Source organism: Halorubrum rutilum (genome assembly GCF_024494565.1).
Genome location: NZ_JANHDN010000002.1, coordinates 291132 through 313170, shown reverse-complemented (window position 1 = coordinate 313170; position 22039 = coordinate 291132). Strand labels below are relative to the sequence as shown.

The following is a 22039-nucleotide window of genomic DNA, read 5'->3' as shown; positions in this document are numbered from 1 at the left end:
TACCATACCAACAATGCACGAACACGACGTCATCGTTGTCGGCGCCGGGGGGGCGGGGCTCCGGGCGGCGATCGCGGCACAGGAAGCCGGGGCCGACGTGGCCATCGTCTCGAAGCTCCACCCGGTCCGCTCGCACACGGGCGCGGCCGAGGGCGGGATCAACGCGGCGCTGCGCGACGCCGACTCCTGGCAGGACCACGCGTACGACACCATGAAGGGGTCGGACTACCTCGGCGACGCGCCGGCGGTCGAGGCCCTCTGTCAGGAGAGCCCCGAGGAGGTCATCCAGCTCGAACACTGGGGGATGCCGTTCTCCCGCGAGGAGGACGGCCGGGTCTCCCAGCGCCCGTTCGGCGGGCTCTCGTTCCCCCGGACGACGTACGCCGGCGCCGAGACCGGCCACCAGATGCTCCACACGATGTACGAGCAGGTGGTCAAACGCGGCGTCACCGTGTACGACGAGTGGCACGTGATGGACCTGGCCGTCACCGACGAACCGGACCCGGCCGACCGCACCTGCCACGGCGTCGTCGCCTACGACATCCAGAGCGGCGAGGTCAGCGGCTTCCGCGCCGACGACGGCGTCATCCTCGCGACCGGCGGGATGGGCCAGGTGTTCGACCACACCACCAACGCGGTCGCGAACACCGGCGACGGCGTCGCGATGGCGTACCGCGCGGGCGTCCCGATGGAGGACATGGAGTTCATCCAGTTCCACCCGACGACGCTGCCGTCGACAGGCGTCCTCATCTCCGAGGGCGTCCGCGGCGAGGGCGGCATCCTCTACAACAGCGAGGGCGAGCGGTTCATGTTCGAGCACGGCTACGCGAACAACGACGGCGAGCTCGCCTCCCGCGACGTGGTCTCCCGCGCCGAGCTCACCGAGGTCAACGAGGGGCGCGGCATTGAGGACGAGTACGTCCACCTCGACATGCGCCACCTCGGCGAGGAGCGCATCCTCGACCGGCTGGAGAACATCCTCCACCTCGCGGAGGACTTCGAGGGCGCCGACGGGCTGACGGAGCCGATGCCGGTCAAGCCCGGGCAGCACTACGCGATGGGCGGCATCGAGACGAACGAGCACGGCGAGACCGTCATCGACGGGCTGTACGCCGCCGGCGAGTGCGCCTGCGCCTCCGTCCACGGCGCGAACCGCCTCGGCGGCAACGCGCTCCCCGAGCTCATCGTCTTCGGCAAGCGCGCCGGTCGGCACGCCGCCGGCGAGGACATGGGCGAGGCCGAGATCCCGACCGGGAAGGAGGGCGAGTGGGAGCCCGCCGACTACGAGTTCGGGGTCGAGGTCGGCGAGACGGGCGGCCAGGGGCCCGCCGCGGCCGACGGCGGCGCGGTGGCGACGGACGCCGACAGCGTGCTCGGCGCCGCGGTCGACCGGGCCAAGGACCGCGTCGACGCGCTGCTCTCGCGGCGGGGCCGCAACCACGCCGAGATCCGCTCGCAGGTCCAGGAGACGATGACCGCCAACGTCAACGTGTTCCGCGAGGAGGGCCGGCTCGAAGAGACGCTCGACGACCTCCGCGAGGCGCGCGAGGCGTACGAGGACGTCGCCGTCTCCGACCCGTCCCGGACGTTCAACACCGACCTGATCCACACGATGGAGACGCGGAACATCCTCGACATCGCCGAGGCGCTCACGATGGGCGCGCTCGCCCGCGAGGAGTTCCGCGGCGCCCACTGGCGGAAGGAACACCAAGAGCGGAAAGACGAGAACTGGCTGAAGCACACGCTCGTCTCGTGGAACGACGGGGAGCCCGAGCTCTGGTACAAGCCGGCCATCCTCGAAGGCGAGAACAAGACGTACGAGCCGAAGAGCCGCTCGTACTGAGCCGCCGACCGCGACGCGGGCCCGGTCCGACGGGAACCGCCTCGGCGCGGTCCCGTATGCGTCGTCGGTCGAAACGACCGGAGCGATCGGGAGCCGGTTCCGCCCCGACGCCGAACTCGCGGTCGCCGGTTCGCCGCGTTTCGCGCGAGTCGCTCCCGCTCTCGACCGCTTCGCGCCTTTTCGACGATCGTTGTATAGGGGGTTTATTATCGTCGAACTCAACGCTTCGAACAAGATGATAGAGACGAAGACCGCACGCACCGCGGCGCCGGCCCTGCCGCCGGAGCTGCAGTCGCCCCGCGCGAAGCTCGTGTACCTGTACCTGACCACGAACGGCGACGCCACCGTCTCGGAGATGGGCGAGTCGCTCGGCATGAAGAAAATCTCGCTGTACAGCATCCTGAAGACCCTCAAGCGGGAGGGGATGGTCGACTGCGACGGCGACACCTACGCGCTGAACTGACGCGCTCGCCGGGACCGTTCTCGACGCCGACCCCGCGACCTCGCCGGCGGAGCGTTTAGGGGCTCGGGGGGCGGAGTACGCCCGTGGACGCGAACCAAGAGGAGTTCCGGAACCCGTTCGGGATGGACGCGGCGTGCGAGAACTGTCCCGAGCTGTGCGACGCGCGGGAGCGCGTCGTCCACGGGTACGGCGACGTGGGCGCCGAGTTCCTCGTCGTCGGGACCGGGCCGACGGCGGCCGCCGAGGCGAACGGCGTCCCGTTCACCGGAGCGGGCGGCGGCGAACGGGTCCAGTCGATATTCGGCGACCTCGGGTTCGTGCGGTCGCCGCCGGACGCGACGGAGCCGGACGTCCAGAACCTGTTTCTCACGAGCCTGACGCGCTGTCGACACCCGGAGCGCGAGCCGACCGACCGCGAGGTCGACACCTGCGAGCCGTTCCTCAACGCGGAGATCCGGATGATCAACCCGCAGATCATCGTCCCCGTCGGGGACCGCCCGCTCCGCGAGCTCGCGGTCGAGTACACGACGCGCCGGCCGGACTCCTTCGACGTCGACGCCGAACACGCGACGACGATCCGCGGCCGCGGGTTCGAGCTGGTGCCGATGAAGGAGCCCGCGTCGATGACCGACGCCGAGGCCGACACGTTCCGCGAGCACATGCGCGAGAACGTGTTGAGCCGGGACTACCGGCAGACGAAGGGGCGGCAGAGCCGGTGAGAGCCGGCGGTCGGACCCCGGCGGACGGACCGCGGGCCGGCGTCAGCCGTCGAGGTCGACGTCGTCGAGGATCCCCTCGGTCGCCTCTTTGCTGTCCGCGCCGAACGCGCAGTCGACGAGGATGTGCCCGCCGAGCGTCGACGGCGAGATCACCTGGTCGGCGCCGGCGCGGCGGAGCTTGTCGACGTTCTCCCGCTGGGTCACCGCCGCGACGATCCGGACGTCGGGGTTGAGCTGGCGGGCGGTGAGGATGGCGAGCGCGTCGCGCGCGTCGTCCTCGGTCGCGGCGACGACGGCGCGGGCCCCGCCGAGGTTGACCCGTTCGAGCGGCTCCACGTCGCTGGGGTCCGCGGTGTACACCGCGACGTCGCGGTCGGCGAGCCGCCTGGCGGCGGTCTCGTCGGGGGTCACCACCGCGTACTCGACGCCGTCGCGGGCGGCGAGCTCTTCGAGAATCGGTTCCGTCAGGTCCCCGTAGCCGAGCACGAGGACGTGGTCGTCGAGGAGGTCGATCTGTCTGTCGGTCATCTTTCCGAGCGCCTTGGAGAGCTGCGCCTCGATGGCGGGCGTGAGGAGGACCCCGAGCGCCACCGCGAAGGCGGCGACGTTCACCACGAGCGAGGAGAGCGCGAACAGCTGCGCGATGTCGGAGGCGGGACCGGTCGCCGGGTGGACGTCGCCGTACCCCACGGTCGAGGCCGTGACGACCGTGAAGTAGAACGCGTCGACGATCGTCTCGATGCCCTCGAACTGGTCTCTGAGGGCGTACGAGCCGACCGTTCCGTACGCGACCGCCCCGACGAGCGCCGCGCCGGCCGCCAGCTGCGTCGGTGAGGGGCTGAACCGGCGGTCGAACCGCCCGCGGTTGATCACCAGCGTCGGCGCGGAGAGGATCGACAGCGCCACGAGCGGGAACGACAGCACGGACGCCTGTAACAGCCCCTGAAGCGCCGTCAGCGGGAGGAGCACCGCCGTCGAGTACCACCCGACGCGGTACCCGTTCCTCAGCGCGAACCCGCTCGCGAACATCGCGAAGCCGGTGATGGTCCCGGTGAACCCGACCGTCTGCCGGACGACGCCGCCCACGTACGGGGCGAGAGGTCCGTCGACCCCGAGTCCGCCGATCTGCGCCAGGCCGGCGAGGATGGAGAGAATCGCGACGGCGAACGTCAGGGCGATCGACGCCCGCACGGTCACCCAGTCACGGGTCAGCTCCATACCGGCCCGTCGCCGACGCCGAACTTAAACCCCGCGAGGGCGGGGCGGCGCCGCGGAGGGTCGCTCCGACGGCGACCACGACGCGACCGCCCCGCCGACAGGCGTTTAAACGCCCCGCCGAGTGTGAGGCGTATGTCACTGCCGGTCGAGATCGTCTTCGGGATCTACCTCGGGATCATCACGGGGATCGTCCCCGCGCTGGTCTCTGGGGTGCTCGGCTTCGTGTTCAAGTACGTCACCGGGGTGACGATCCCGGGGCTCGGGGTCGTCGTCCTCGCGCTCGCGATCGCCGGCATCAACGGCGGGCTGCTCGCGCTCAACGACGAGACGATCCGGTCGTCGGAGCGCGCGCCGGCGATCCTCACGGCCATCGTGGTCGTCCTGATGATCTCGCTGTACGCGCACGCCAAGGGCGACACGCTGGGCGCCAGCGTTCCGAAACGGCTCTCGCTCCAGCAGCTCCGCGACCGGACCCTCTCGACTGACGTCGTCGAGCTGGTCGGCGGTCGCGGGCGGGTCACCGTCGAGATCCCCGGCGAGGTGAACGACATGGAGGGGTACCCGCCGCTACCGTCTGAGACGCGCCGCGCGATCGTCGACGGCGAGTGGATCTTCCCGGCCGACCTCCCGCTCGCCGAGCTGGAGGACCGCTTCGCCGAGCGGCTCCGGACCGAGCTCGACCTGGCGGACGTCGCCGTGCGGATCGACGAGCGCGCCAACGCGACGGTGGCCGCCGCCCCGCCGACCGGCGCGCTGTCGAAGCGGGTCCCGCAGGGGAAGCGCGCGGTGTCGGTGCCCGCGCTCGTTCCCACCGGGATCGCCCGCGGCGACGTCGTGCGGGTGATCGCGTCCGACCTCAGCGTGGACGGGACGGTGCTGGCCGCCCGGACGAGCGGGAAGCCGGAGCCGGGGGCGTCGACGCCGGCGGCCGGCGGCTCGGAGGGCGACGCGGTCGACGGGAGCGAGCGGAGCGACTCCGAACCCCGCGGGGACGGCGACGCCAGGACCGACGGCGGTAGCGCGTCGGAGGCGGGCCCGCCGGCCCCGCCGGTCGCGAGCGCGCCGACGACGACCGGCGGGGAGGGGCGGGTGACGGTCGCCGTCGACCGGTCGCGGGCGACGGCGCTCCTCCGCGCGGCCCGCGGCCGGGTCCTCGTCCTCTCCCGCGGCACGCGCCGGGAGTACGAGCTGACGACGCTGCTGCGGCGGACGGGGAAGCGGTTCCGAAAGGTGTCCGTCGTCCCCGGTGGGGCCCTCGACGGCCACACCATCGGCGAGGTCGGCGTCCGGGAGGCGTACGACGTCGCCGTCCTCGCGGCGCGCCACGACTCGTGGACGATCGCGCCGAGCGGCTCGCAGCCCCTCTCGGCCGAGGACCAGCTGTTCGTCGTGGGGAGCCGAGACGCGCTCGACCGGTTCGCGGAGGTCGCGAGATGACCGCGACCGCGGGGGCGATCGCGCCGGTCGCCGCGGGGCTCGGCGATCCCGCGGGTCCCCTCGTCGCGGTCGCGGCGCCCGCGGTCGACGTCGGCTTCGCGCGGCCGCGGCAGGCGGCGGTCACGCTCGTCACGTTCGCGGTCCTGTCGGTCCTGATCGCGGGGTCGGCGGCGCTGACGTACCGCTGGTACTTCCGCGACGAGATCCCCGAGGGAGTCACGGTCCTGCTCGGCGTCTCCGTCGTCGCACTGTACCTCAACACCACCTCGCTGGGCGCCATCGCGGTCGGGGACAGCCCGGCGCTGCTCGAACCGGGGAGCGTCTTCTTCAACGTCGTCTCGCTGGGCGTCGCGGCGGTCACCGCTCCCGGCGGTCGGTACGCCGGGGACCGGCTCGCGGTCGACGTGTTCGCGCTCTCGGGCGCCAGGCAGCTGGAGGGGGAGCTGTCCGGGATCGTTCGGGCGGTCGGGCGGTTCACCGCCGTCACGCTCCCGCCGGCGGAGGAGATCGAGGACATGGACACCTACGACCCGGTGTCGCCGGAGAAGAAGGCCGAGATGGCCGGGAAGACGCTGCTGTTCGCGCGGAAGCTCTCCGGCGAGGAGCTCCGCGAGCGGCTCGTCGCCCGCGTGAAAGGCGATCACGGCGTCGGCTACGTCGACGTCGACGTCACCGGCGACGGCGGGGTCGAGTACTTCGCGGTGGGCTCCCGCGCGGCGGGGCTCGGCCCGACGCTCGCGCCGGGGTCGGCCGCGGTCGCCGTGGCCGCAGACCCGCCGAACAACGCGACCGCCGGCGACGCGGTCCAGCTGTGGCGGACCGACCCGGAACCGAAGCGGGTCGCCACCGGCGAGCTCCGGGGCGTCGCCGGCGACGCGGCCACCGTCGTCCTCGACGAGTCCGACGCGGAGCGGCTCGCCGAGGAGGGGTCGTACCGGATCGTGACGCTGCCGGCGGAGCCGCAGGCCGACCGGGAGTTCGCCTCGCTGCTCCGGAACGCCGACGAGACGATGGCCGCGATCGCGGTCGGCGCCGGGAGCGCCCTCGCCGGGAGCACCGTGGGCGAGGTCGAGGTCGTCGTCGCCGCCGTCCGGCCCGAGGCGGGCTCGGTCCAGCCGATCCCGCCGCGGTCGTACGCCTTCGCCGCCGGCGACCTGGTGTACCTGGTCGGTCGCCCCGACGCGCTCCGCCGGTTCGAGGGCGACGCCGCCGGCGAGCGCGCGGACCCGTCGACGGTCACCCCGTCGCCCGAGTCCGGCGACGGCGACGCCGCACCGGGTGACGCCGACCCCGAGTCCGGCGATCCTGAATCCGGCGACGCCGACGTCGACGCCGGATCGGAGGACGGGACGCAACGCTCTTGAGGCGTCCGTGCGGGGCTCACGTATGGAGTGGAAGCTGTTCGCGGACCTCGCCGAGATCGCCGGCGGCCGCGCAGTCGAGGTGGAGGCGTCGCCCGGCGACACGGTCGGGGACGCGCTCGACGCCCTCCTCGACGCGCACCCCGACCTCCGGGACCGCGTGCTCGACGACGGGGCGGTGGCCGACCACATCAACGTCCTCCGGAACGGGCGGAGCGTCCGCGACGACGAGGGGCTGGAGACGACGCTGGAGGCGGGCGACGAGCTGGCGCTGTTCCCGCCGGTGAGCGGGGGGTCGACCGAGCGGTAGATCGGTCGTTTCAAACGGTCGCCCGCCGCATCACCCGACATGAGCGACGGCGACGAGCACGACGGTGAGAGAGCCGACGACGGCGAGGGACACGGCGACGAGGGCGACGACGAGCGCGACGACCCCCACCGCGAGGAGTTCCACGAGGACCCGGTCGGGCACACGCGCGCGACGGCGGACATGACGGTCGGCCAGCTCGTCGAGGGGTACGGCGACGCCGGGATCGGCGCGGCGTCGGTCAACGAGGCGGGCGACGTGCTCGCGGAGATGTTCGCGAACGAGGACTGCACCGTCTTCCTCTCGCTGGCGGGCGCGATGGTGCCCGCCGGGATGCGCCGGATCGTCTCGGACCTGATCCGCGACGGCTACGTCGACGCCCTCGTGACGACGGGCGCGAACCTCACCCACGACGCGATCGAGGCGATCGGCGGGAAACACCACCACGGCCGGACCCACGACCCCGAGAAGAGCCTCCGCGAGCACGACGAGGGGCTCCGCGACGAGGGCGTCGACCGCATCTACAACGTCTACCTACCGCAGGAGCACTTCGCCGCGTTCGAGGGGCACCTCCGCGAGGAGGTGTTCCCGGCGCTGGAGGCCGATCCGGACGCCGAGGGCGACGACGCCGTCTCCATCGCCGACCTCACCCGCGAGCTCGGCCGCGCGAACGCCGCGGTCAACGAGCGCGACGACGTGGCCGAGGACCCCGGCGTCGCCGCCGCGGCCTACGACTGCGACGTCCCGATCTACTGCCCCGCCGTGCAGGACTCGGTCCTCGGGCTCCAGGCGTGGATGTACGCGCAGACGGCCGACTTCACGCTCGACGCGCTCGCCGACATGACGGAGCTGACCGACCTCGCGTTCGAGGCCGACGACGCGGGCTGCCTGCTCGTCGGCGGCGGCGTCCCGAAGAACTTCACCCTGCAGACGATGCTCGTCACGCCCCGCGCGTACGATTACGCGGTCCAGATCACGATGGACCCGGAGGCGACCGGCGGGCTCTCCGGCGCCACGCTCGACGAGGCCCGGTCGTGGGGGAAACTGGAGAAGGACGCGCGCAACGCCTCCGTCTACGGCGACGCGACCGTCATGCTGCCGATGCTGATCGCGGCGGCCCGCGAGCGCGTGGAATAGGGTTCCCGGTGCGGTTCCGTCCGCGTCATCGTTTATAAATAGCGGGTGCGGTGGCGCGTGCCTCCGAGCGGTCGCCGTCGGCGACCGCGAGGAGCACGCGCGAGGGACGCGGCGAACGCGAGCGGCGAAGCCGCGAGCCGTGAGCCGCGAGGCTGGGGAGGCGTGAGGTGCGGTCGCTGTGCGGTCGGGTGGGACTCAAAGGGGCAGCCGCGAGGACGGCGCAGGCGAAGCAAGCACTAGAGGGAGCGAACGAAGTGAGCGACTGAAGCGCGCAGCGAGCGTGCGCCGTCCTCGCGGCTGGGGCTTTGGAGGCGTTCACCGTCGATCCGTAAGCAACCATTTATAAAAGAATAGTCGCGGGACCGAGAGTACGCCTCGAATCGACACCCAACTAAGCACGCGAGTCTAGGTCCATCGCCTCGGCAAGTAGCGCGTGCGACGCCAGCGCGTCCCCGTGGTCCGGCACCGCGTGCTGGATCATCACCTCGTCGACGCCGACGCGGTCGGCCAACTGCGCTAACACCCCCGCGATCGTCTCCGGGCTCCCGGAGACCGACCGCGGCCACTCGTCGGCGTCGAGCGTCGCGGGCGTCGGCTCCGGAACGCCGCCGAGCTCGTCGATCGCCGCCTCCACGCTCGGCGTCGAGTCGCCGAGCTCGCCGCGCCGCATGCGCCTGAACGTCGCCTCCGCGGGCGCGCGGCGACGCGCCGCGGCTTCGTCGGTCTCGGCGGCGACCGCGTTGACCGCGACCATCCCGGTCGGCTCGTCGGGGCCGCCGGGGAGCGCGTCGGGCTCGAACGCCTCGCGGTAGGCGGCGAAGGCGCGCTCCGCGAACCCCGGGCGGATGAAGCCGGCGAAGCAGTAACGGAGCCCGAGCTTGCCGGCGATCTCGCCGCTGGCCGGGCTCGATCCGAGCACCCACGGGACCGGTGGGCCGTCCCCCGAGCGCGGGACCCCGAGGTCGGCGTACTCGTGCCCGTCCGGGTAGTCGTCGTAGAGGTGGCTCACGAGCGCGCGGATCCGCTCCTCGTGGTCCTCGTCCGGGTTCTCGACGCGGCGGTCGGTCCCGAGCGCGCGGTCCGCGGCCGGCGGGCCGTTCGCCCGACCGACGCCGATGTCGACGCGCCCGGGCGCGAGCCCGTCGAGCGTGCCGAACGCCTCGGCGACCTTGAACGGGCTGTAGCGGTTGAGGAGGACGGCCCCGCTGCCGAGCCGGATCTCGTCGGTCGCCGCCGCGAGCCGCCCGAGCAGCACCTCCGGGGTCGTCCCCGCGAGGCGGTCGGTCCGGCCGTGGTGCTCGGCGACCCAGAACCGCGAGTAGCCGAGTCGCTCCGCCTGCTCGGCGGCCGCGACGGTGTTCGCGAAGGCGTCGGCGGCGGTCCCGTCCGCGGGGACCGGCGAGAGGTCGACGACGGAGAGGTCCATGTCCGCGCTCGGCGACCCCCGGTGGTAAGCGTTCGGTCGACGGCGGAACTATGGGGGTTCGGTCGACGGCGGAACTATGGGGGTTCGGGCGACGGCGGAACCGTCGGGGATTCGGACGACGCGGTGAGATCGCGAGGTCCGAGCAGAGCGGCCGCTACGGGGATCGGAGGAAACGAGAGATCAGAGAGAGCGTCGTCAGTTGTCGCCGGTCTTCGACTGCCACGCGTAGTCGCGGCGCTTCGCGGACTTCCCGAAGCCGCAGGAGGAGCAGCGCTCCTTCTTGACGTGGTAGGACTTCTCGCCGCAGCGGCGGCACTTCACGTGAACCGTCTTGTTCTTCTTCCCCTGAGAGGGCGTTCCGGAGCCGGTCATGCTTTGATGGTGACGACGTTATCGCCGCGTATAATCGTTGTGTCTTCGATCGCGACGGCGAACTCCCCGTCGAGATCGCCGTCGACGCGGTCGCTCACGTCGTCCTCCGGTTCGATGACGACGTTCATGTGCTGGTCGTAGCCGGCCAGGGTCCCGTAGTAGGTCGTCCCGTCCTTCAGGTGCACCGTCACCGGCTCCTCCAGCGACGCTTCGAGCACGTCGAGGGGTCGTCCACTCATTGTACGTGTCGACTCTCGTCGCAGCAATAAAAATACCGGGACGCGAGGGCGACGGGGAGAGAGGTCCGAGCCGTCGGGTGGAGAGACGCGAGGGCGACGGGGAGCGGACGAGCGGAGGGGTCCGAGCGCGACGGATCGGAGGTAACGCCCCGCGCACGCGGCCGTGAGCGGCCGGTGACCGCCGTGTTACCGGCCGGCTCGGCGGAGCCCGAACCCCGGTGTTTTTAAGACGGGCACCTGTATCTCGGGATACCACACTCCCGCGGGACACGGTGAGCCGACGCCGGCTCGGCCGTAGCGGGGCCTCAACGACGCGCGGTCGGACGAAGCGCTGACGGCTCCTTGCGGGGTTTCAGTGATGGACGCCGGACAGGCGTTCGATATACAAAACCATGGAAATCGAAATTGCGACACTCGGCGGTTACGAAGAGGTCGGTCGACAGATGACGGCGGTCCGCGCGGGCGACGACATCGTCATCTTCGACATGGGCCTGAACCTCAGTAAGGTCCTCATCCACGACAACGTGGAGACCGAGAGCATGCACAGCCTCGACCTGATCGACATGGGCGCGATCCCGGACGACCGCGTCATGAGCGAGCTGGAGGGCGACGTCCAAGCGATCGTCCCCACCCACGGCCACCTCGACCACATCGCGGGCATCCCGAAGCTCGCCCACCGGTACGACGCCCCGGTCGTCGGCTCCCCGTACACGATCGAGCTCGTCAAACAGCAGATCGCCGACGAGGGGAAGTTCCAGGTCGACAACGACCTCGTGAAGATGAAGGCGGGCGGGACGATGGCCATCGGCGACTCCGAGCAGGTCGAGATGGAGTTCGTCAACGTCACCCACTCGATCATCGACGCGATCAACCCGGTCCTCCACACGCCCGAGGGCGCGATCGTCTACGGCCTCGACAAGCGCCTGGATCACACCCCCGTCATCGGGGACCCGATCGACATGGACCGCTTCCGCGAGATCGGCCGCCAGGACGAGGGCGTCCTCTGTTACATCGAGGACTGCACAAACGCCGGCCGGAAGGGCCGGACCCCCTCCGAGTCGTACGCCAAGAAGCACGTCGAGGACACGCTGACCTCGATGGAAGACTACTCGGGCGGGATCGTCGCCACGACGTTCTCCTCCCACATCGCCCGCGTGAAGACGCTCGTCGAGTACGCCCGCGAGATCGGCCGTCAGCCGGTCCTGCTCGGGCGATCGATGGAGAAGTACTCCGGCACCGCGGAGCGGCTCGACTTCGTCGACTTCCAGGGCGACGTCGGCATGTACGGCCACCGGAAGTCCGTCGACCGCGCGTTCAAGCGGATCATGAAGGAGGGGAAGGGGAACTTCCTCCCCATCGTGACGGGCCACCAGGGCGAGCCGCGCGCGATGCTCACCCGCATGGGACGCGGCGAGACCCCGTACGAGATCGACGACGGCGACAAGGTCGTCTTCAGCGCCAGCGTCATCCCGGAGCCGACGAACGAGGGCCAGCGCTACCAGAGCGAGCAGCTCCTCCGGATGCAGGGCGCGCGCCTCTACGACGACATCCACGTCTCCGGCCACCTCCGCGAGGAGGGCCACTACGAGATGCTGCAGGCGCTCCAGCCCCAGCACCTCATCCCGGGCCACCAGACGCTGGAGGGTCGCTCGCCGTACGTGAACCTCGCCACCTCGCAGGGGTACAAGCTCGGCCGTGACATCCACGTCACGCAGAACGGGAGCGTCGTCCAGCTCGTCGAATGACGAACGGGACGAAGGAGGCGCGGGTGCTGGACGCCATCCGCGAGCGGCGTGACCTGGTCAACGCCGCTATCGACGAGGAGCTGCCGGTACAGCACCCGGAACGCCTCTACGAGGCGACGCGGTACATCCTCGAAGCGGGCGGGAAGCGGCTCCGGCCGACGGTGGCGACGCTCGCGGCCGAGGCGGTCACGGGCACCGAGCCGATGGGCGCCGACTTCCGCGAGTTCCCCGGCCTCGACGGGACCGAGGTCGACGTGATGCGCGCGGCGGTCGCCATCGAGGTGATCCAGTCGTTCACCCTCATCCACGACGACATCATGGACGAGGACGAGCTCCGGCGCGGCGTCCCCGCCGTCCACGAGCAGTACGACACGTCGACGGCGATCCTCGCCGGCGACACCCTCTACTCGAAGGCGTTCGAGTTCATGACGGAGACGGGCGCGGCCCCCGCGAACGGGCTGGAGGCGATGCGCATGCTCGCGTCCACCTGCACGGAGATCTGCGAGGGGCAGGCGCTCGACGTCTCGTTCGAGTCCCGCGACGACATCCTGCCCGAGGAGTACTTGGAGATGGTCGAGCTGAAGACCGCGGTCCTCTACGGCGCGTCGGCCGCGACGCCGGCCGTCCTGCTCGGCGCCGACGACGAGACCGTCGACGCGCTCTACCGGTACGGGATCGACTCGGGACGGGCGTTCCAGATCCAGGACGACGTGCTCGACCTCACCGTTTCCTCCGAGGAGCTCGGCAAGCAGCGCGGCTCGGACCTCGTCGAGGGGAAAGAGACGCTCATCACCCTCCACGCGCGTCAGGAGGGCGTCGACGTCGACGGGCTCGTCGACGCCGACACCCCGGCCGAGGTCACGGAGTCGGCCATCGAGGACGCCGTGGCCGCCTTGGAGGAGGCCGGCTCCATCGCGTACGCCCGCGAGACGGCCGAGGACCTCACCGCGCGGTCGAAGGAACACCTCGAACGGCTCCCCGAGAGCGGCTCGCGGGGCCTGCTCGAAGACCTCGCGGACTACCTGATCGTCCGCGGCTACTGAGCGGGCCGGGAGGGCGAGCGGTCGGCGACGCGCCCGCGCAGGTCCGGGCGACGCGCCCGATCCGGCGGCGTCGTCCGCAACGGACACCGCTTTATCCCCGGTCGCCCTCCTCCCCGTGTGTCCCGGTATCGAGACGTCGCCCTGTTCTTCGCGCTCGCCTCGCTGTGGGGCGGCTCCTTCGTCGCCATCGAGGTCGGGCTCGACTACTACCCGCCCGTGCTGTACGCCGCCTTCCGGTTCGACGTGGCGGCGCTGGTGCTGGTCTCGTACGTCCTCCTGACCGAGTCGGAGCCGCTCCCGCGCACCCGCGGCGACCTCGCCGCGATCGGGTTCAGCGGCGGGCTCTCCGTCGCCGCCAACAACTCGCTGCTGTTCGTCGGCCAGCAGTACACGACGAGCGGCATCGCCTCGATCACCTACAGCCTCGTGCCGATCGCGACCGCCGCGGTCGCGGCCGCCTGGGTCGGCGGCTCCGACCTCGACGCCCGCGGCGCGTTCGGCGTGGTGCTCGCGTTCGTCGGCGTCGGGCTCGTCGCCCAGCCGGACCCCGCGAACCTCGCCGGCGGGGTCACGATCGGCGTCGGACTCATCTCGATCGGCGTGCTCGCGGTCGCGGTCGGCAGCGTCGGGCTCCGGACCGTCGAGACGAGCTTCTCAAGCATCGCGCTCACGGGGTGGGCGATGCTGTTCGGCGCCCTGCTGATCCACGGGCTCAGCGTCGGACTGGGCGAGCCCCAGCAGCTCCCGGTCGCGGAGCTCCCGGCCGTCGGGGCGCTGCTGTTCCTCGGCGTGCTCTCCTCGGCGGTCGCGTACACCATCTACTTCACGCTGCTCGACCGGCTGGGCGCGTTCGAGATCAACCTGGTCTCCTACGTCGTCCCGGTCGTCGCCACCGTCGCCGGCGCGGTCCTGCTCTCCGAGCCCGTGACGCCCCTGACCGTCGCCGGCTTCGCCGTCATCGTCGCCGGGTTCGCGCTGCTGAAGCGGCACGCCATCGCCGACGAGGTGCCGCGGCTGCTCTCGCGGGTCGGCGGTTTATTCTGACGTATTGATGGTCGGAGTAGTGAACGAGGCTTCCGGTGCTGGGAGTTATATGTCGACTCGGGGCGTTGCTGTCGGTTGTTTATACGTGGGCGGTGACGCTGTGTAGACTGTTTCCGGGGACCGAGCCGCTCATTCATACGTTATCAGCACCGAATCGACAGAATCCACCTCTGAAGTCACAGCCTCCTGTTTATAAATGACGGATACCGGATCAACAGCGAACACCGCCAAAGCCCCAGCCGCGAGGACTCGCGCGGCTTGCTGCGCGCTTCAGTCGCTCACTTCGTTCGCTCCTTCCAGTGCTTACTGCACCGGGCTTCGTCCTCGCGGCTGCCCCTTTGAGTCCACCCAACCGCAACCGCACCGCAGCCTCACGCCTCCCCAGCCTCGTCAGTCGCCCTCCGCGTCGCTTCGGGCGACTGACTCCCTCGCGCGTGCGACTCGCGCCCTTCGGGCGCTTGTCGGCACGCGCCACCGCACCGCTCTTTATTTAGAATCGTCGCTGTCGCCGCGTCAGTCCTCCAGCGCGGCGATATCCTCGACGATCTCGACCCCGTGGTCCTCGGGGGAGACGCCCTCGTACGCGAGGACGACGATCCCCTCGTCGTCGAGGACGTACGTGTTCCGGAACACGCCGTCGAAGGCGTTGCCGAACATCTGCTTCTCGCCGTAGGAGTCGTACGCGCTCGCGACCTCGCCGTCCGGGTCGGAGAGCAGCGTGAACGGGAGGTCGTGCTTCTCGGCGAACGGCTTCAGGTCCTCGGGCGGGTCGTCGCTGATCCCGACGACCGCGACGTCGGCCCCCTCGAAGGCGTCCCACTCGTCGCGGAACCCGCACGCCTCGGCGGTACAGCCCGGCGTGTCGGCGCGGGGGTAGAAGTAGACGACCGTGTACCGCGCGGCGGCGGGGTCGACCGCGACGGTCTCGCCGCGCTGGTCGGACAGCGTGATCGGGGGTGCGGGATCGCCCGGTTCGAGCATACCTCCCGTCGGATCGGCCGCGTCTTATGGCGTTCGGTCCGGTTCATTTTTATCCGCTACCGTCATGGGCTCGATACAGATGGCGTGGCAACCGACGCCGTACACGGCCCCGTTGCTCGTGGCGGCGGTCGCCGCCGTCTGCTTCGCCGCGTACGCCGCGACGAAGCGGCGGCGCGGAGACGGGCCCCTCGTCCACGCCTTCGTCGGCGTCGCGGTCGGGAGCGGGGTCTGGTCGCTGGCGTACGCGGCCCAGCTGTCGGCGACCGCCCTCGACGCGACCCTCTTCTGGAACCGGTTCGTCTGGGTCGGGATCGGCGTCCTCGGGGTCGCCTGGCCCGCGTTCGTGCTCGCGTACCTCGATCGGACGGCGTGGTTCCGGCCGCGCCGGTTCGCGCTCCTCTGTCTCGTCCCCGCGACCGCGGCCGGCGGTGCCCTCCTGTTCGGCGCGGAACAGCTGTTCTACCGCGCCCCGTCGCTCGCCGACGCCGGGGGGTACCTCGTCGTGGAGTTCGCCCCGACGCCGGCGCTCCTCGCGTTCGTGGCCTACTCGTACGCCGTGAACCTGCTCACCTTCGCCGCCCTCGGCCGCGCGGCGCTCGTCCGGGAGGGCGTGTTCCGGCGGCAGGCCGCGCTGCTGCTCGTCGCCGGCGCGGCGCCGACCGTCGCCGGAATCGTCGGCGTCTGGAGCGCGTCGGGCCCGCCGTTCGTCGACCTCACCCCGGTGACGTTCGCCGCCACGTCGGGGGTGATCGGCTGGGTCGCGTTCAAGGGCCGCCTCCTCGACCTCTCGCCGATCGCCCGCGACGCCGTCTTCGCGAACCTCGCCGACGGGGTCGTCGTGACGGACGCGACGGGTCGGATCGTCGACGCGAACGGGCCGGCGAGGGGGCTGTTCCCGTCCGTCGCGGTCGGACGCGACGTCGCGGCGGCGTTCGACCGCGCCCCGAGCGTCGCCGAGGCGGTGACCGGCGAGGGCGACGCCGGACCGCGCGAGGACGAGTTCCGAGTGACGCTCGACGGCGAAAGCGGTCACCGGTTCCTGACCGTGAGCGTCCACTCCATCGCCGCCGACCGCGGGGGGACGAGGCGCGACCGGAGCGGGACGGTCCTCCTCTTCCGAGACGTGACCGAGCGGGAGACGCTCCAGCGCCGGTACCGGACGCTCATCGAGAAGTCGCCGAACGTGATCGCCGTCTGCGGCGCCGACGGCCTGCTCCGCTACGTGAGCCCCTCGATCGAGCGGCTGCTCGGCCGCTCGCCCGCCGAGATCGAGGGGCGGCCGATCGTCGACCTGGTCCACCCGGACGACAGGCTGGACGCTCAGCGCGCGTTCGAGCGCGCCTTCGAGACGGGGGACCCGCAACCGATCGACCACCGGATCGCGCACGCCGACGGGAACTGGCGCCGGTTCGAGACGACCGTCGAGCGGCTGTTCGACGACGCGGAGGAGGTCGTGATCACCGCGACGGACGTGACCGAGAGCCGCCGGTACGAGCAGCGCCTGCAGGTGCTCAACCGCGTCCTCAGACACGACCTGAAGAACGACGCGAACGTGATCGGCGGGTACGCCGACCTGCTGCGCGACCACGTCGACTCGGAGGGCGACGGCTACCTGGACATCATCGACCGGAAGGTGGAGACGCTGACGCACCTCAGCGACCAGGCCCGCGAGATCGACGTCGCGCTCCACAGCGAGGGCGGACAGACGACGATCGACCTCGCGGAGCTGGTCGAGCGCCTCTGCGCGTCGCTCGGCTCGTCGTTCCCGCACGCGACCGTGCGGATCTCGACCCCCGACGCCGCCGTCGCCTGCGCCGACGAGCTGCTCGAATCGGCCGTCCGGAACGTGCTGGAGAACGCCGTCGTCCACAGCGACCGTGACCGCCCGACCGTCGAGGCGAGCGTCGCGGCCGCCGACGGGGGGTACCGGATCGAGGTCGCCGACGACGGGCCGGGCATCCCGCCGGCCGAGCGGGCGGTCTTCTCGGAGGCGCGCGAGACGGAGTTGGAGCACGCGAGCGGCCTCGGCCTCTGGCTCGTCCACTGGATCGTGACGGAGTCGGGCGGCGAGCTCGACATCGACACGCGGGAGCCGACGGGGACGCTGGTCGCGATGTGGCTCCCGGCGGCCGACGCGGGCGACGGGGAGGCGGCGGTCGCCGAGCGCGAGGGGAGCCCGCCGACCGCGGCCGACGGTGAGAGTTCGACCGCGGTCGACGGCGGGGACTCGGCCGCGGCCGACGCCCCGGACTGACGTCGTCGCCGTCGCTCCGCAACCTCTTTGCGGTCGCTGACCGAACCGACGGGCATGAGCCACGGATCCCTGGACGACGAGGCCGTCGAGAGCTACCGGGAGGCCGGCGCGGTGTTGGTCGAGGCGACGAACGAGGCCCGGAAGATGGTCGAGCCGGGGCGGACGCACCTGGAGGTCGCCGAGTGGACCGAGGACTTCGTCCGCGAGCGGGGGGCCGGGCTCGCGTTCCCCGTCAACATCAGCGTCGACCCGGAGGCGTCGCACGCCACGCCGAGCCGCGGCGACGAGACCGAGTTCGGCGAGGAGATGGTGTGTCTCGACGTCGGCGTCCACGTCGACGGCTACATCGCCGACGCCGCGGTGACCGTCGACCACTCCGGGAACCCGGAACTCGTCGAGGCCGCCGAGATGGCGCTGGAGGCCGCGGTCGACGAGGCCGGCCCGGGCGTCGAGGTCGGCGTCGTCGGCGGGGCGATCGAGGACGTGATCCGGGGGTACGGCTACACGCCCGTCCTGAACCTCTCCGGACACGGCGTCGAGCGCTACGACGCCCACACGGGGCCGACGGTCCCGAACCGCGGCGTCGACCGCTCCGTCGAGCTGGAGCCCGGACAGGCGGTCGCCATCGAGCCGTTCGCCACCGACGGGCGCGGCAAGGTCGGCGAGGGGACAGACGAGGAGATCTTCGAACGCCAGGGCTCCGCGAGCGTGCGCGACCGCCGCGCGCGGCAGGCCCTCGAAGAGATCGAGGCGTTCGACGACCTCCCGTTCGCGGCGCGGTGGCTGGAGGGCGACCGCGTCGGGATGGCGCTCCGGCGCCTCAAGCAGGCGAACGCGGTGAAGGGGTACCCCGTCCTGAAGGAGGCCGACGACGCCCTCGTGAGCCAGGCGGAGCACACCCTCCTGATCACGGAGGACGGCGTCGAGGTGACGACGGCGGGGATCCACGGCTTCGACGACTGATGGACCGGATCTACGCCCCGTGGCGGATCGAGTGGGTCGAGCGCGACGCCGACCCGATCGACGGCTGTCCGTTCTGCGTCCTGCCCGAGCGCGAGGACGCCCGCGAGGCCCGGATCGTCGCCCGCAGCGAGCGCAACTACGTCCTCCTCAACAACGCGCCGTACAACCCCGGTCACGCGATGGTGATCCCGGACGAGCACGTCGAGGACCCGACGGACCTCGGCGACGCGACCCTCCTCGACCACGCGAGACTGAAGGCGGCGACGCTGGCGGCGCTGCGCCGCGATGTCGACCCCGACGGGGTGAACACGGGCCAGAACCTCGGCGGGGCCGCCGCCGGCGGCTCGGTCGACCACCTCCACACCCACGTCGTCCCGCGGTGGGACGGCGACACGAACTTCATGCCCGTGACCGGCGACACGAAGGTGATCGTGGAGGCGATCGACCGCACCTACGAACACCTCCACGCCGGCTTCGCCGCCGACGAGGACGCCGTCGATCCGGGCGACGTCGAGGGCGGTGACCCGGTCGAGATCGACTTCGAAATCTGAGGCTGTGATACTGATCGGATACAGAAAGGGGTGCGGTGGCGCGTGCCGACGAGCGGCCACCGGCCGCGAGTCGCACGCGCGAGGGACGCCGCGAACGCCCACAGGGCGTGAGCGGCGAGGCTGGGGAGGCGTGAGGCCGCGGTGCGGTGTGGGGTGGGACTCAAAGGGGCAGCCGCGAGGACGGCGCAGGCGACGTAAGGACCGCAGGGAACGAGCGGAGCGAGTGACCGAGGACCGCAGCGAGCGTGCGCCGTCCTCGCGGCTGGGGCTTTGGAGGAGTTCACCGGCAATCTAGTAGCAATCGCGTACAGCCGAGCGGATGGGCTTTGGCGGTGTCTGCCATCGATCCGCAGTCGATCACGTATCGCCGAGCGGCTGGGGCTTTAGAGGCGTTCACCGTAGACCCCTTGATCACCGCTATCGAATCGCCGACTTCCGGCCGGGTTCCCGTCTCTTCTCGGTATCCGTCAGTACACCAGTTCGCCGGAGATGAACTTCCGGGTGCGCTCGTCCGAGGGGTCGTCGAAGATCCGCTCCGTCGGGCCGACCTCCGTGATCCCGTCGTCGAGCAGCACCGCGACGCGGTCGGCGACGCGCTCGGCCTGATGCATGTCGTGGGTCGCCACGACGACGCCGATGCCCCGACGTCTCGCCTCCTCGATCGCCTCCTCGATGACGGCCGTGTTCCGCGGATCGAGGTCGGATGTGGGCTCGTCGAGCAGCAACACGTCGGGGTCGTACGCCAGTGCGCGGGCGAACGACACGCGCTGCGCCTCCCCGCCCGACAGCGAGTCGGCGTGCTGGTTCGCCTTCTCCGTCAGTCCGACCACGTCGAGCGACTCGCGGACGGCGTCGGGCGTCTCGGCGAGCCCCAGCGCCGCGGCGATCCGGTCGCCCCACGGGCTCCGGACCCGGAGCCCGTACTCGACGTTTCGGCCCACGGACGCGTCGAAGAGGCTCGCCTCCTGGAACACCATGCCGACCCGCCGCCGCAGGGCGAGCCGGTCGGACTCGTCGACGGCCCACGCGTCCGTGCCGTCGAGTTCGACGGTCCCGGCGTCGGGTTCGAGCGAGAGCGCGAGCGTCCGGAGCAGCGTCGTCTTGCCGACGCCAGAAGGGCCGATGACGCCGAGGACCTCGCCGGCGTCCGCCGCGACGGAGATCTCGTCGAACACCCGCTCGCCCGCGAACGACTTCGAGACGCCGGTCGCTCGGAGCATCACCGCGTCACCCCGCTGTCGCCGAAGTGAACGACAACGGCGTTGATCGTCAACACGAGCGTCACGAGGACCGCGCCGAGCACCATCGCGGTTCCGTACTGTCCCTGGCGCGCCTCCAGCTGGATCGCGGTCGTCAGCGTGCGGGTCTTCGAGATCCCGTCCGCGCCCGTGATGTTGCCGCCGACGATGAGCACCGAGCCGACCTCGCTGATGGCGCGGCCGAACCCGGCGAGGATCGCGGTCGCGATCCCGTACCGCGCCTCCTTCAGGACGACGAGCGCCGTGTCGACCCGCGTGCCGCCGAGCGCGCGCGCCGCGTCGCGGACGCCGTCGTCGACCCCGGAGACGGCCGCGAGGGTGATGGCCGTGATCGGCGGCGTCGCGAGCACGAACTGCGACATGATCATCGCCTGCTTCGTGAAGATCAGGTCGAGCGCGCCGAGCGGCCCCTGGTTCGAGACGGCGAACAGCACGACGAGGCCGACGACGACGCTCGGAAACCCCATCCCGGTGTTGATGACGGACTTCACGAACCCCTTGCCCGGGAACTCGGCGAATCCAAGCACGACGGCGACCGGCACGCTGAACAGCGTGCTCAGCGCCACGGCGGTGAGGCTCACGTACAGGGAGACGTAGACGATGCTCCAGACGTACCCGTCCCTGAACGGGAGGTCGAGGAGGAGCGGCAGATCGACCGCGACCCGGACGATTCCGGGAAGCGACTGTGCGACTGGCTCGATCGGCACGCTTACTCGTCGGACGAGTCGCTACTCCAGCCTTCCGGAACGTACTGCTGGAAGTCCGGGTCCTCGGAGACCGCCCTGGGGAAGAACAGCTGCTCCCCGTTCACCTGGTACTCCGAGATGGACTCCTGGACCTCCGGGCTCGTGATCCAGCCGATGTACGCCATCGCGAGGTCGTAGTTCGCGTTGTCGTGGACGCCGGGGTTGACCGCCATGATCCCGTACGGGTTCGCGAGGGTCTCCGGCCCGCCCTCGATGGGGCCCTGCACGAGGATCGTGAGGTCGATCTCCGAGCGCTGCGAGATGAACGTGCCGCGGTCCGAGAGGGTGTACGCGCCCTGCTGGTTGGCGATGTTCAGCGCCTCGCCCATCCCGGTGCCGGTCTCCTGGTACCAGTCGCCGCCCGGCTCGGTGCCGGCCGCCTCCCAGAGGTTCAGCTCCTTCGTGTGCGTGCCGGAGTTGTCGCCGCGCGAGACGAACCCCGCCTGCGCCTCGGCGATGGCGGTGAGCGCCTCCGTCGCGGACGACATCCCCTGGATCCCGGCGGGGTCGCTCTCGGGGCCGACGATCACGAAGTCGTTGAACATCAGGTCCCGGCGGTTGACCCCGTACCCGTTGCGCAGGAACTCGTCTTCGAGCCCGCGGGCGTGGACCATCACCACGTCGGAGTCGCCGTTGCGGGCCGACTCCAGGGCCGCGCCGGTCCCCTGTGCGACCGCGTCGACGGTCACGGCGTACATCTCCTCGAAGTCGGTGTGGATCGCGTCGAGCAGCCCCGTGTCGTAGGTGCTCGTCGTGGTCGTGAGCGTCAGGGTCTCGCCGGCCACGCCGGCCCCGCTACCGCTCTCCGACTGGCCCTGACCGAACTGCGTGCATCCGGCCGTGCTCGCTACGGTTCCCGCGCCGAGCGCGGCGACGAACTGCCGTCGATGTATCGGCATAGATACACCGACGGACCGACCCCAAATATAGC

The 22039-nt window shown here is 71.1% G+C and carries 21 protein-coding genes; 13 read left to right on the top strand and 8 right to left on the bottom strand.

Annotated features, from left to right (window positions below; translation table 11 throughout):
- Positions 1 to 13 precede the first annotated feature (13 nt).
- From NO900_RS05045 to NO900_RS05035, 3 genes are all read left to right on the top strand, one after another.
- Positions 14 to 1843, top strand: coding sequence for an FAD-binding protein (locus NO900_RS05045; protein WP_256408130.1), 1830 nt, complete (start codon positions 14 to 16; stop codon positions 1841 to 1843).
- 235 nt (positions 1844 to 2078) lie between these two features.
- On the top strand, positions 2079 to 2306 hold the full coding sequence (locus NO900_RS05040) for a helix-turn-helix domain-containing protein (RefSeq protein WP_256408129.1): 228 nt from the start codon (positions 2079 to 2081) through the stop codon (positions 2304 to 2306).
- An 83-nt stretch (positions 2307 to 2389) separates the two neighbouring features.
- Complete coding sequence (locus NO900_RS05035; RefSeq protein ID WP_256408128.1) at positions 2390 to 3025, top strand: uracil-DNA glycosylase; 636 nt, start codon at positions 2390 to 2392, stop codon at positions 3023 to 3025.
- Positions 3026 to 3067: 42 nt separating this feature from the next.
- Here the strand turns inward: NO900_RS05035 and NO900_RS05030 are convergent, their stop codons facing one another.
- Complete coding sequence (locus NO900_RS05030; protein WP_256408127.1) at positions 3068 to 4243, bottom strand: NAD-binding protein; 1176 nt, start codon at positions 4241 to 4243, stop codon at positions 3068 to 3070.
- A 132-nt stretch (positions 4244 to 4375) separates the two neighbouring features.
- Here NO900_RS05030 and NO900_RS05025 point away from each other — a divergent pair, with 132 nt between their 5' ends.
- Genes NO900_RS05025 through NO900_RS05010 form a run of 4 tightly spaced genes read left to right on the top strand, consistent with a single transcriptional unit; the run spans position 4376 to position 8485 of the window.
- Positions 4376 to 5680 carry a potassium channel family protein gene (locus NO900_RS05025; RefSeq protein WP_256408126.1) on the top strand — a complete coding sequence of 435 codons (1305 nt, stop codon included), beginning with the start codon at positions 4376 to 4378 and terminating at the stop codon, positions 5678 to 5680.
- Positions 5677 to 7044, top strand: a complete 1368-nt coding sequence (locus NO900_RS05020; protein ID WP_256408125.1) for a DUF8167 domain-containing protein — start codon at positions 5677 to 5679, stop codon at positions 7042 to 7044. Before NO900_RS05025 ends, NO900_RS05020 begins: the two co-directional genes overlap by 4 nt.
- A 22-nt stretch (positions 7045 to 7066) precedes the next feature.
- Positions 7067 to 7351 carry a ubiquitin-like small modifier protein 1 gene (locus tag NO900_RS05015; RefSeq protein WP_256408124.1) on the top strand — a complete coding sequence of 95 codons (285 nt, stop codon included), beginning with the start codon at positions 7067 to 7069 and terminating at the stop codon, positions 7349 to 7351.
- A gap of 39 nt (positions 7352 to 7390) precedes the next feature.
- Positions 7391 to 8485, top strand: coding sequence for a deoxyhypusine synthase (locus NO900_RS05010; protein ID WP_256408123.1), 1095 nt, complete (start codon positions 7391 to 7393; stop codon positions 8483 to 8485).
- A gap of 391 nt (positions 8486 to 8876) precedes the next feature.
- Here NO900_RS05010 and NO900_RS05005 read toward each other — a convergent pair whose 3' ends face one another.
- The 3 genes from NO900_RS05005 to NO900_RS04995 all read right to left on the bottom strand — a co-directional run bounded on the left by NO900_RS05005 (position 8877) and on the right by NO900_RS04995 (position 10522).
- Entirely contained in the window at positions 8877 to 9911 is a 1035-nt protein-coding gene (locus NO900_RS05005) for an MsnO8 family LLM class oxidoreductase (protein ID WP_256408122.1), read from the bottom strand.
- A 195-nt stretch (positions 9912 to 10106) separates the two neighbouring features.
- Positions 10107 to 10283, bottom strand: a complete 177-nt coding sequence (locus tag NO900_RS05000; protein ID WP_094523663.1) for a 50S ribosomal protein L37e — start codon at positions 10281 to 10283, stop codon at positions 10107 to 10109.
- Positions 10280 to 10522 carry an LSM domain-containing protein gene (locus tag NO900_RS04995; protein ID WP_256408121.1) on the bottom strand — a complete coding sequence of 81 codons (243 nt, stop codon included), beginning with the start codon at positions 10520 to 10522 and terminating at the stop codon, positions 10280 to 10282. The genes NO900_RS05000 and NO900_RS04995 overlap by 4 nt, the downstream gene beginning before the upstream one ends.
- Positions 10523 to 10914: 392 nt before the next feature.
- On the opposite strand from NO900_RS04995, the gene NO900_RS04990 reads away from it, so the two are divergent.
- The 3 genes from NO900_RS04990 (at position 10915) to NO900_RS04980 (ending at position 14354) form a co-directional block, all read left to right on the top strand.
- Positions 10915 to 12267: a ribonuclease J gene (locus NO900_RS04990; RefSeq protein WP_256408120.1), complete on the top strand. Its 1353-nt coding sequence runs from the start codon at positions 10915 to 10917 to the stop codon at positions 12265 to 12267.
- Complete coding sequence (gene idsA3, locus NO900_RS04985; RefSeq protein WP_256408119.1) at positions 12264 to 13310, top strand: geranylfarnesyl diphosphate synthase; 1047 nt, start codon at positions 12264 to 12266, stop codon at positions 13308 to 13310. The genes NO900_RS04990 and idsA3 overlap by 4 nt, the downstream gene beginning before the upstream one ends.
- 117 nt (positions 13311 to 13427) lie before the next feature.
- The gene (locus NO900_RS04980; protein WP_256408118.1) at positions 13428 to 14354 is read left to right on the top strand and encodes a DMT family transporter; all 927 of its coding nucleotides are present in this window, start codon (positions 13428 to 13430) and stop codon (positions 14352 to 14354) included.
- A 513-nt stretch (positions 14355 to 14867) separates the two neighbouring features.
- Here NO900_RS04980 and NO900_RS04975 read toward each other — a convergent pair.
- Entirely contained in the window at positions 14868 to 15335 is a 468-nt protein-coding gene (locus tag NO900_RS04975; protein WP_256408117.1) for a peroxiredoxin, read from the bottom strand.
- Between the two features lie 79 nt (positions 15336 to 15414).
- Between NO900_RS04975 and NO900_RS04970 the strand changes: the two genes are divergently transcribed.
- Genes NO900_RS04970 through NO900_RS04960 form a run of 3 tightly spaced genes read left to right on the top strand, consistent with a single transcriptional unit; the run spans position 15415 to position 19103 of the window.
- Positions 15415 to 17589, top strand: a complete 2175-nt coding sequence (locus NO900_RS04970) for a histidine kinase N-terminal 7TM domain-containing protein (protein WP_256408116.1) — start codon at positions 15415 to 15417, stop codon at positions 17587 to 17589.
- A gap of 54 nt (positions 17590 to 17643) precedes the next feature.
- Positions 17644 to 18552, top strand: a complete 909-nt coding sequence (gene map / locus NO900_RS04965; RefSeq protein WP_256408115.1) for a type II methionyl aminopeptidase — start codon at positions 17644 to 17646, stop codon at positions 18550 to 18552.
- A complete protein-coding gene (locus tag NO900_RS04960; RefSeq protein ID WP_256408114.1) occupies positions 18552 to 19103 on the top strand; it encodes an HIT family protein in 552 nt (183 codons plus the stop codon). Before map ends, NO900_RS04960 begins: the two co-directional genes overlap by 1 nt.
- 467 nt (positions 19104 to 19570) lie before the next feature.
- On the opposite strand, the gene NO900_RS04955 is transcribed toward NO900_RS04960, so the two are convergent.
- Genes NO900_RS04955 through NO900_RS04945 form a run of 3 tightly spaced genes read right to left on the bottom strand, consistent with a single transcriptional unit; the run spans position 19571 to position 22007 of the window.
- On the bottom strand, positions 19571 to 20323 hold the full coding sequence (locus tag NO900_RS04955) for an amino acid ABC transporter ATP-binding protein (RefSeq protein ID WP_256408113.1): 753 nt from the start codon (positions 20321 to 20323) through the stop codon (positions 19571 to 19573).
- Positions 20323 to 21069, bottom strand: coding sequence for an ABC transporter permease (locus tag NO900_RS04950; RefSeq protein WP_379792049.1), 747 nt, complete (start codon positions 21067 to 21069; stop codon positions 20323 to 20325). Before NO900_RS04950 ends, NO900_RS04955 begins: the two co-directional genes overlap by 1 nt.
- A 2-nt stretch (positions 21070 to 21071) precedes the next feature.
- Positions 21072 to 22007, bottom strand: a complete 936-nt coding sequence (locus NO900_RS04945; RefSeq protein WP_256408112.1) for an ABC transporter substrate-binding protein — start codon at positions 22005 to 22007, stop codon at positions 21072 to 21074.
- Positions 22008 to 22039 lie beyond the last annotated feature (32 nt).

Excerpts from the sequence above, each read along its gene's own strand:
- NO900_RS05030 (WP_256408127.1), bottom strand. The coding sequence starts at position 4,243 with ATGGAGCTGACCCGTGACTGGGTGACCGTGCGGGCGTCGATCGCCCTG.
- NO900_RS05005 (WP_256408122.1), bottom strand. The coding sequence starts at position 9,911 with ATGGACCTCTCCGTCGTCGACCTCTCGCCGGTCCCCGCGGACGGGACC.
- NO900_RS05020 (WP_256408125.1), top strand. The coding sequence starts at position 5,677 with ATGACCGCGACCGCGGGGGCGATCGCGCCGGTCGCCGCGGGGCTCGGC.
- NO900_RS05040 (WP_256408129.1), top strand. The coding sequence starts at position 2,079 with ATGATAGAGACGAAGACCGCACGCACCGCGGCGCCGGCCCTGCCGCCG.
- NO900_RS05045 (WP_256408130.1), top strand. The coding sequence starts at position 14 with ATGCACGAACACGACGTCATCGTTGTCGGCGCCGGGGGGGCGGGGCTC.
- NO900_RS05010 (WP_256408123.1), top strand. The coding sequence starts at position 7,391 with ATGAGCGACGGCGACGAGCACGACGGTGAGAGAGCCGACGACGGCGAG.
- idsA3 (WP_256408119.1), top strand. The coding sequence starts at position 12,264 with ATGACGAACGGGACGAAGGAGGCGCGGGTGCTGGACGCCATCCGCGAG.
- NO900_RS05015 (WP_256408124.1), top strand. The coding sequence starts at position 7,067 with ATGGAGTGGAAGCTGTTCGCGGACCTCGCCGAGATCGCCGGCGGCCGC.
- NO900_RS04975 (WP_256408117.1), bottom strand. The coding sequence starts at position 15,335 with ATGCTCGAACCGGGCGATCCCGCACCCCCGATCACGCTGTCCGACCAG.
- NO900_RS04995 (WP_256408121.1), bottom strand. The coding sequence starts at position 10,522 with ATGAGTGGACGACCCCTCGACGTGCTCGAAGCGTCGCTGGAGGAGCCG.
- map (WP_256408115.1), top strand. The coding sequence starts at position 17,644 with ATGAGCCACGGATCCCTGGACGACGAGGCCGTCGAGAGCTACCGGGAG.
- NO900_RS04960 (WP_256408114.1), top strand. The coding sequence starts at position 18,552 with ATGGACCGGATCTACGCCCCGTGGCGGATCGAGTGGGTCGAGCGCGAC.
- NO900_RS04990 (WP_256408120.1), top strand. The coding sequence starts at position 10,915 with ATGGAAATCGAAATTGCGACACTCGGCGGTTACGAAGAGGTCGGTCGA.
- NO900_RS04955 (WP_256408113.1), bottom strand. The coding sequence starts at position 20,323 with ATGCTCCGAGCGACCGGCGTCTCGAAGTCGTTCGCGGGCGAGCGGGTG.
- NO900_RS04970 (WP_256408116.1), top strand. The coding sequence starts at position 15,415 with ATGGCGTGGCAACCGACGCCGTACACGGCCCCGTTGCTCGTGGCGGCG.
- NO900_RS04945 (WP_256408112.1), bottom strand. The coding sequence starts at position 22,007 with ATGCCGATACATCGACGGCAGTTCGTCGCCGCGCTCGGCGCGGGAACC.
- NO900_RS05025 (WP_256408126.1), top strand. The coding sequence starts at position 4,376 with ATGTCACTGCCGGTCGAGATCGTCTTCGGGATCTACCTCGGGATCATC.
- NO900_RS05000 (WP_094523663.1), bottom strand. The coding sequence starts at position 10,283 with ATGACCGGCTCCGGAACGCCCTCTCAGGGGAAGAAGAACAAGACGGTT.